The following is a 9,106-nucleotide window of genomic DNA, read 5'->3' as shown; positions in this document are numbered from 1 at the left end:
TCCGGTACATACGAGTAATGGTGTCCTTTGTAAAACCAGCGGCCTTTAGCACAATAAATTATAGCATACCTGGGCACGCACTGCATGCTTAGATGCTATGATTAAGCCTAGCGGGAGATAGTTATAAGGAGTGAAACAGCAATCAGTAAACGGTTATTCTTGCTCATATTCGTTGCAATCGTGCTTGTCGGAACATCTGGCATCCTTTACTACTCGCTCTCGAACTACAATGCCGATGATTCAGGCAACGATCAAAAGGCTCCCTCCTACCGGCCACAGTATATATCCGCAGTAACGGGGGACGATCATAAACGCCTGAAGGGACCAATGGGGATAGCTGCAGCCAACGGCGCGCTCTATGTTGCCGATTCGGACAACGGCCGCCTGGCTATCGTCTCTGCGACGGGCACCTTAAAGAAAGTAATCGATGTGTCTACCCAGGCCGGGGACGCCCGCCCGGTAGGTGTGGCCGTGGACCGGGATATGCGTATCTACGTAAGCACACTCGGGACTGAAGGTGCGATCTTTGTATATGACCGCGACGGGAAGTTCCTTTACCGGTTCCCGGAAGGCGCCTCAGACGAGGGATCGGTCTCCGCACTCCCCGGGCGACCGATCGCCCTGTGCACGGCCAATGAAAGGCTCTACGTAACCGATGTTCTGGACCAGGATGTAAAAGTCTACGATCTTAAAGGCAGGCTCATCACCAGGTTCGGCCGGCCGGGGAGCGACAAGGGCCAGTTTTTATATCCCAATGGAATTACTGCAGATAGACGGGGCACCATTTATGTAAGCGACTCGAACAACGCGCGCGTCCAGGTATTCAGCAGCCAGGGCGAGTTTCTCAACGTGATTACCGGGTCGGAAAAGGAGGCGATGGCCCTGCCGCGCGGTATTGCGCTCGATAGAGACGGACGCCTGCATGTGGTCGATATGCTGAAGCACAAGGTCTTCGTCTTTGCAAAAGACGGGCGCTTCATCGGCACCTACGGCGGGTTTGGCACCACAGGCAAAGGCCTCGCCTATCCGAACGGCATCGCCATCGACACCCGGAACAATGAGATACTTATAGCGGATAAGCTCAACAACCGCATTGCAGTTTGGAAGTAACCTGCGCAGCAGGTATGATAGGGATATCTTTGGTTGAGCAAACAGCCGATTATTGATATATTAGTATTGGAGATTTGTCAGCTCACAATTGACTAATTTGATTTATTTTGTAAAAGCCCGACCGGGCTCGCTTTAAAGGAGCTAGTGTAGTAGTGGCAGCTCGAAACTCGATCAGCGCACATGCCGGCAGATTACCGGCCCGCCTCTTGATAATAGTCCCCTTAGCGATGTGTCTCATGGTAATCTTCACGAGTATCGCATGGGCGGATACCTTGATGGTAAGCTCCGAGCCGGAAGCACGAGGCAGCGTTACGAGCGGTCTAGACAACATCGTCATGCAGCGACTCACCTTGAAAACCGGCGCCGGAAGCGCGATTTGGACATCGCTTAAGATTAACGAATACGGCACCGGCAACGCTACGGTCAACGTGCTGCGGGTCAAGATGTATAAGGAAACGAACGGTACCGGGGATATCCAGTTTAATATAAGCCCCGATACGCTTGTGCCTACGACACCTGATACCGCCACGTTTTCAGGAGAAGAGACCGATTTTACCTTTGCCACACCCCAGACAATCTCTACTACTCCCGATACCTTCTATATCGTTTACACGCTCTCGACTTCGGCAGATACCAGCGGGAGCCCGACAATCGGTTCCAGGCTGGTAGATCAGGACTCTATCACGATCGATACGACCGGTGGTAATTCGGATGATATCGTCCAGAACTTCGCCAACCTGCAATCGCACGAGCTTACACTGGTGCAAACCCCACACGGTACGGATACAAATCAAAGCCCGTTCTCGTCAACGACCAACTTATGCGAAACCTGTCATGCGGTGCATCTGGCACCCGATTTCGGCCCTGATTTCGGGCTGAACGGAAGCGATGCCACACGCCGCCTGCTTGTACAGCCCTACTTTGAGAGCCCCTCCGTGGTAAACAGCAAAAGTTCGGATATCTATAATGCGCTCTGCTTCAGCTGCCATGACGGTACCGGCGCCGGCACCACAGCGGAAAAAAATATCAAAGGCCTCTACAATTCCACCGAAACGACCTATACCGGTCATCAGCTTAGAGGAAATGGCACGAGTGCGACCGGCTGGAAAGCGCCCCCCTCGGGCCAATACAATACGGGGGTTAAAATGCCCTGTATGGTCTGTCATGATGTGCATACCGCGAGGTTAGGCAATTATAAGATGATCGCCGACGGCCTTTACGATTACGCAGTTGCAAACGGCTGGACCGACCCGGACAGTAACAACCGCATCACCGATAGCGATGAATCATGTCAAGTGTGCCATAAGTACGCGTCCGAAACCACAAGAACCGTCGAAGTCATGGGTGTAAATATTGGAGCCCTGCCAAGCGGACCCGTCGACCATGCAAGTATTATTGGTTGTTCAAGCTGCCATAGCTACTCCCATGCGCCGGTAATTCCATAATCCTAGCCACTAAAATATACAGCGCTACAAGCGTGTCAATTCTACCAAGCCTCTGCTAAAATAAGAGAAGCAAGCACAGAATTAACACGTAGTTACATCCGCCCACAAAAATGACACGGTGCATTTGCACTGCTCACGAGGACGACACTAACACTGGGATAATTAACGCACGGTAAATCTTGTTTTCCAGGATTTTCAACGCTCGCGTTCTGTTATAATATGGGCGCTATGGAACAAACTAAACCATCCGCTGGAGGAACTGAATTGGGCAGGCATGCCGCTGACCGGAAGCAAGGCACGGTGAAAGATATGGATATCCGTGTGAGCAGATATACCTGGATATCACTCGCCGTGGTCCTCGCCATCTGTACTATCGGACTCGGAATTTACCTGTGGCCAAAAGGGGCGCCAACGGATAACGGCGCACAAACACAGGTCACCGAAAAGAACGATTTGGACAGGAAGCAGATCATCGACACCTATAACAAGGGCGATTACAAGGCGGTTATCCCAAGCCTCGAGAGTTTCCTTGCGGCGAATAAAAACGATGCCCAGATGCGCGAGATGCTCGCCTCCTCATACCTGCTCAGTGGCGACAACAAGCGCGCCAGTGACGAGTACCAGTTGTTGCTAAAGACCAAGCCGAACGATGCGGAACTGCTCTACAAAACGGGCATCCTGCTCGAGCGCATGGGCAGGCAAAACGAAGCCATCACATACTTGAATCGGGCCGCGCAGACCGCCCCGAACGTCATCCTCTTCCACTCGGAGGTCGCGCGCGCCGATACCAGGGCAAAATACTATGATAACGCGATCGACGAGTGGAAAAAGGTCTTGGGCCTGCTGCCACCGGCGGATAAATTACGCTCGAGCGTTCTTGCCGAGCTGGCAAACATCTATATCCTGCAAAACGACTTCGTGCAGGCTAAGGGAATCATCGCTACGGGCTTGAGCATCGACCCCAACAACGAGACCCTCAAAGCCTTGGAATCGAGGACCGGCGGACAAATACAGGGGCTGTCACCATCATCATCATCGTCATCAACCAACACAGGGGCAGGATTGGGTGGAAACTAAAAGCATCCTTTCCGCCCCACGACTTCTCATACTTCTCGTAGCGCTCTGGCTGGCGCTCTCACTTTCACCCACAGTAGCTCATGCCGACCAGCTTGTTCTCAACGGTGACTTTAAAAACGACCTCAGCAACTGGGGGTCGCGGGAGCTGGCAAAGGGAATCCCTATGTCGTTCGATAGCGCCGGATTTGAGAATGGCGGCAGCCTGGGCTTTACGATTTCCGGTCGCAGAAGCAGGGGCGAATCCTCTGCCAAACAGCGAATCACCATCCCCATTAAGGCCGGAAGCACCGGAAAAATCGAGTTTGCATGGAGAAAGAACTGGACAACCATCCTTCCCCTTGAGCAGCGAATCTATATCAACCTCACAAAACCCGACAACACTTCGGTGACCGTCTGGGCAAATCGACAAGTGCTCAACGATAACACCTGGGTGACCGATTCGGTTGATATCTCCCAGTACCTCAACCAAACGGGCGGCTACCACATAAGCGTTGGCGCAGCCTTCGAAAATGGCAACGCCCGTGAAGCTGTGACATACGCCTGGTTCGATAGTGTAAAGCTCGACATAGCAATGGGATTGAGTAGCGCCCCGCAGACATCGTTTTTAAACCCAACCGGTGCAAGTAAGCTTACCGGCAGCATCTACCCGATAAGTGGCGTCGCTGTTGATGATGCCGGTGTCACGAAGGTCGAGCTGGCCATCACCAGACTCTATGATAAGGCCTGGTGGAATGGCACAAGCTGGGTTAAGAACGAATGCTGGAACGCCGCGAAGGTAACATCCAGCGCCGAGCGTTCGGTAACCTGGATCTATCCGTGGCCGCTTCCCACGAGTGATGGGGCCCACTTTAAAATCCTGGGCCGGTCGGTTGATGTCACCGCGAACAAGGAGAGCATACCGATTGAAAACGATGTTGCGGTCGATAATGTCGGGCCGGTCGGCAACATCTTTATTGAGGATGCCGCCACCTATACCAACAGCCAAAAGGTGCGCATAGATATCGACGTACAGGGCGCAGCCGAGATGCGCTTCAGCCTCGACAACGGGCAAACCTGGACGGATTGGGAGAAATACGCGCCGACGAAGACGCTGATCCTTCCCAAGGGCGACGGCATGAAGATAGTAAACGGCCAGTTCAAGGACGATAGCGATAACTCATATGTAATCTCCGACAGCATCACGCTCGATACGGTGTCGCCGGTAACACGTCATATTTTCCCGGCGATGAATGCGACGAAAGTCTTACCGGGTACGGGTATCGGGATTGTCTTTTACGAGCACATGGATCCGTTAAGCATTAAAAACGATGGTACAGAGCAGGGATCGACCTTCTACCTCAAGCAGGGGTCACGCTGGATCTCAGCAAGTGCATCCTTTGATGAAAAAGCTAAATCGGCCAAGCTTATCCCAAGAGACAGGCTTGAATCGGGCACCGCCTATACGGTTTACTTGACAACCGGCATAAAGGACGCGGCAAAAAACCCGCTGGCGGCGAATTTCTCGTGGTCATTTACCACGGAAGGCTCATATCAATCATCATTCAAGCAAACGGTCGGCCCTGCCGGAGGTGTGGTTACGGATAACAACCAGACCGTGTCCCTGGAGGTTCCCGCAAGTGCCCTCTCTACCGAAACGACCATTATGCTCGAGGAGCTGCGGGGTAACGATGTCCCCGATGTAACGGGCGCCACCAGGTATAGCCCTGTATACCGGATCGACCCATTGCAACTGCCGCTAGGTAGCCCGGCGACGTTTAGGATCAAATACAAGCCGGACGAAATACCCGACCCGACCAGCTTGCGGCTCGTCTCGTATGACGAAAAGCACAAAAAGTGGATGCCGGTTCAGAATACGCGCATCGATCTCGTCAACAACCAGCTAGTAGCCCCGCTTCCCGCTCTGGTCATGGTAACCGTGATCGCGCAAAGCGACCCCGCCGGGCCCTCGACGGCGATCATCGACCCTACGGGAGTGAACGAAATCGGCGGAAGGACATATGCTATCTATGGGCTGTCGACGGATAATGCAGGTATCGCTCGCGTTGAGGTCTCCATCAGCAGACAATCGGATAAATCGTACTGGAACGGCACCGACTGGCAAACCGCGGAAACCTGGCTGCCGGCAAAAACAATTAATGGCAAAGGCAGCCCAGAGGCATCCGGGAGGTACCTCTGGATATTGCCGGAAGATAGGTTTACCAGCTATATCCTGCGGGCACGGGCGATCGACAACGCCGGCAACGTCGAATCCAATCCAAATATCGTGGGAATAAAGTTAACCGGAAACTAGCTTCCCCACCATACCGCTTGTTCTATAAAGGCAAAATATTTAACTAAATGCTTGACTTTTCTATTTATCCCTGCTAATAAACTGTTCTATAATAACCTTACAAAGCTAGATCAGAATTCGAAGCAAGTGCCAAAGCAACCATAATGCTAAAAGCGGAGTCCTACTATGCAGAAACAGTCCGGTAAGGTTGAGGTTTGGCTTGAGTTTCTCGCAATTGTCTGTATCATCTGCGGTATAGCCGTCGGCTTTATGCTGTACACAATCCTGCCCGAGAGCTTCATCCATTTTCGGATAGGCTCACTCGCCATGCAGATCATTATCCCAATCGCCTGCTCCACTATCACCTTTGCTATAACCTACTACGTTTCCAAGCAGAAGCTTGCCAAGCGGCAGAAAGAACTCGCCCGAAAAAGCATAAAGAAGACCTATGAGCTGCTGCGGACAACGAGCCGCACATTAGATACCATCGATCTTAAAGCGGGCGCCATACTAAACAACGCCAACGATAGCGAGTTCAAATTGGATAGGGAACTGGCGCACGAATTCATGCAAAACATCCGCAACCAGGTCATCGAAGTCTACAATAGCGTAAGTATCTGCATCGAAGATTGGCGGGATATCATGGCCGATGAGTTCGAGCACATCGAGAAGAAGGAGCGCCTGCTCGATAAAATCATCCTGGAGCAAATCATCAAGGCGCGACACCTGCAGGAGCTAAACCAGGATAAAGAGGTGCATGCCAAAGAGATACTCGCGATCAAGGCGGATATGGCGCGGCTTGCCGAACGGCAGCGGACATCGCAGACCGAAATCATCAGTGAGTCCAGAAAGCTCATCGGCGCCCCCATTACGACGGCTATCAGCTTTACGAACTCCACGGCGTCGCAATCAAAGTTTGAGCAATTGGTTAAATTACCCGTCTACGCAAAGGAGTATGAGCCAGAGGTTGATGAGATACTCTAGAGAGTATCATCCCTACCGGAGCTTTTAGCAGCCACCCAGCCGGTTACTTTTTAACCTTGCTTGGACGCAAGGTCTGCGAATACGCGACGGTTCCTCCCGGTCCCTTTACGTCAAAGAGCGCCTCGGTAGCGCACGATGGCTATTTACCCATTCCTCTTCCAAGTTTCTTTGAAATCTGTGCCGCTAAACCCGTTAATCCTTCAGCATCCGTGCAATCATCGCTGCTGCTTCGGCCCTGGTTGTGTTGTTCTTCGGTCGGAAGGTATTGTCCGACGGATAGCCGCTTATGATGTGTGCACTCACGCATGAGTTGATGAACTGCCTTGCCCAGGAGTCGTTGATATCTGTAAGCGAGCTGGTGCCGGCAGGCAGGTTCATGGCGCTGGCGATGATCTTTGCCACCTCTTCGCGGCTTATGAGATTGTTTGGTTTAAAGGTGCCGTCGGTGTAGCCGTCTAAAGCACCGTGGGATACACCGGTCTCGATAAAGCTGTGCATCCAGGAGCCTGGGGTCACGTCTAAGAAGGGCACAGTTGTTGTCTCCTCTATCTTCCAGCCCATGGCAAGGGCGAGCATCTTGGTAAACTCGGCGCGCGTTACTTGTGCGTCTGGTCTAAAAGTGCCGTCGGTGTAGCCGTCTATGATGTCTTTTGAGACAAGTTCGGCCACAAAGGGCGTATACCAGGCATCACTCTTAACATCCGAGAAGACCTTCTCCCCTCTAACCGATGCAAGGGCTGCTTCTATCTCGATGGATTTTTGACTCGCGCCTCCTGCGGTGTCCACTGCAACAACATAGTAGATGTAGGTTGTGCCAACCAGGACGGTGGTATCAGTAAAGCTTGTGCCCTTGATAAGCTCGCTGTTGAGCTTGACCGCATCGCCACTTTTGCCTTTTACCCTGCGATAGATGTTGTAGCCGGCGAGGTCGCTCTCGGTGTTTTTATCCCAGGCAAGCTCGATTGTGCCCTGGTTTGCAACCAGGTGCAAATTCTTCGGTGCTGCCGGCGGTGCGTTGTAGCCACTGCCGCCGGATGAGGGCGAGCTGGGTTGTGGCAGGGTGGTCACCGTAATGGATGGCCCGGTTGAAGAGAGATTCCCTTGGGCATCTATTGCCTCTACCTTAAAGGTATAGGTGGTGTTTGCAGTAAGGTCTGTGATGCTAATGGTTGTTCCAACCACATCTACCGGGTTTGCCCCGTCTCGTGTGATTCTGTATCCGACTACTCCTGCATTGTCTTGTGCCCCGGCCCAGGAAAGGGTTAGACCTGTCTGCCCAAGATTTGACGCGGTAAGTGTGCTGTCCTCAAGCCAGGTAGGTAAATCGCTGTCGGCCGCTACCTCCTTGACCCAGACGGTGCTGGTGCCGGCGGAATAGGTATAATAGCCGGCCTTGGTTGTGGGAATCGTCCGGCTGCCCGCACTCCCGTCCTTATCAACAGGTGCTTCAGCGATATCGTCAAAAATCCGTATATAATTCGACGCCAGGATCGCACCGTCGATGTTAATCTCGACGTGGCTCGAGGCATATGCGCCCAGGCTGGAGCCATTTGCCACGACATTGCCTCCAACTTCAATCCTGCCTCCGCGTTCTGCATGCACGCCCCACCCATTCAGCTCGGCGGTTACCGTAACATTGCCGGTAACGACAACAGAGGTGTCGTTACTGGAAACAACGCCATATTGTGTGCCCTGCACATTCCCGGTTACGTGAATGGTTCCGTCTATCTCGGCATGCGCGCCGTGGCTGTAGGGACCGGTACCGATGGCATCACCGCCGTTGATCGTGATAGAGCTGCCGCTACCGTTGGAATAAGCGCCATACATCACACCCTGCGCAGTACCGCCGTTTATGGTGACACTTCCGCCAGAACCGGCTCTTGCGCCGCTGCTGTCGGAAGCGATACCTGTGGCATTGCCATTGATAACAGCCGTGCTGCCGGTATTGGCGACGCTGACTCCGTTGTATCCGCCCTGCGCATTGCCATTGACGACTATGTCTCCGCCGTTGATGGCAACTGCGCCATTTCCGCCCTCTGCGGTTGCCGTGGCGTTGGTTACAGTTGCCGAGGCGCTGCCACCGTTGGCGCTCACCCCGCAGGAAGTACCGGTGACGTTGAACGCGCCTGCGCCGGTATAACCGACGCTCCCGCTCGTTACCGTAAGCCCAACACCACCGCTATTGGTGACATTCAGATTAAAACCATTTAAGTCGAAGATG

At 53.1% G+C, this 9,106-nt stretch carries 6 protein-coding genes; 5 read left to right on the top strand and 1 reads right to left on the bottom strand.

Annotation, left to right across the window (positions count from 1 at the left end; genetic code table 11):
• Positions 1–159 precede the first annotated feature (159 nt).
• The 5 genes from ACYC56_RS09595 to ACYC56_RS09575 all read left to right on the top strand — a co-directional run bounded on the left by ACYC56_RS09595 (position 160) and on the right by ACYC56_RS09575 (position 6,885).
• Positions 160–1,110 (top strand): 6-bladed beta-propeller, encoded by a 951-nt coding sequence (locus tag ACYC56_RS09595; protein ID WP_461373958.1) that lies wholly within the window; start codon positions 160–162, stop codon positions 1,108–1,110.
• A gap of 152 nt (positions 1,111–1,262) precedes the next feature.
• Positions 1,263–2,555, top strand: a complete 1,293-nt coding sequence (locus ACYC56_RS09590) for a hypothetical protein (protein WP_461373957.1) — start codon at positions 1,263–1,265, stop codon at positions 2,553–2,555.
• A gap of 228 nt (positions 2,556–2,783) precedes the next feature.
• Positions 2,784–3,632, top strand: a complete 849-nt coding sequence (locus tag ACYC56_RS09585) for a tetratricopeptide repeat protein (RefSeq protein WP_461373956.1) — start codon at positions 2,784–2,786, stop codon at positions 3,630–3,632.
• Positions 3,622–5,922: an Ig-like domain-containing domain gene (locus ACYC56_RS09580; protein ID WP_461373955.1), complete on the top strand. Its 2,301-nt coding sequence runs from the start codon at positions 3,622–3,624 to the stop codon at positions 5,920–5,922. Before ACYC56_RS09585 ends, ACYC56_RS09580 begins: the two co-directional genes overlap by 11 nt.
• Before the next feature lie 165 nt (positions 5,923–6,087).
• Entirely contained in the window at positions 6,088–6,885 is a 798-nt protein-coding gene (locus ACYC56_RS09575; protein WP_461373954.1) for a hypothetical protein, read from the top strand.
• 192 nt (positions 6,886–7,077) lie between these two features.
• On the opposite strand, the gene ACYC56_RS09570 is transcribed toward ACYC56_RS09575, so the two are convergent.
• On the bottom strand, positions 7,078–9,106 hold a 2,029-nt coding region (locus ACYC56_RS09570; protein ID WP_461373953.1), incomplete at its 5' end, for an S-layer homology domain-containing protein.

The organism is Candidatus Aquicultor sp. (assembly GCF_054640775.1).
The sequence above is the reverse complement of the archived record's forward strand: the minus strand, read 5'-3'. Positions and strand labels throughout refer to the sequence as shown.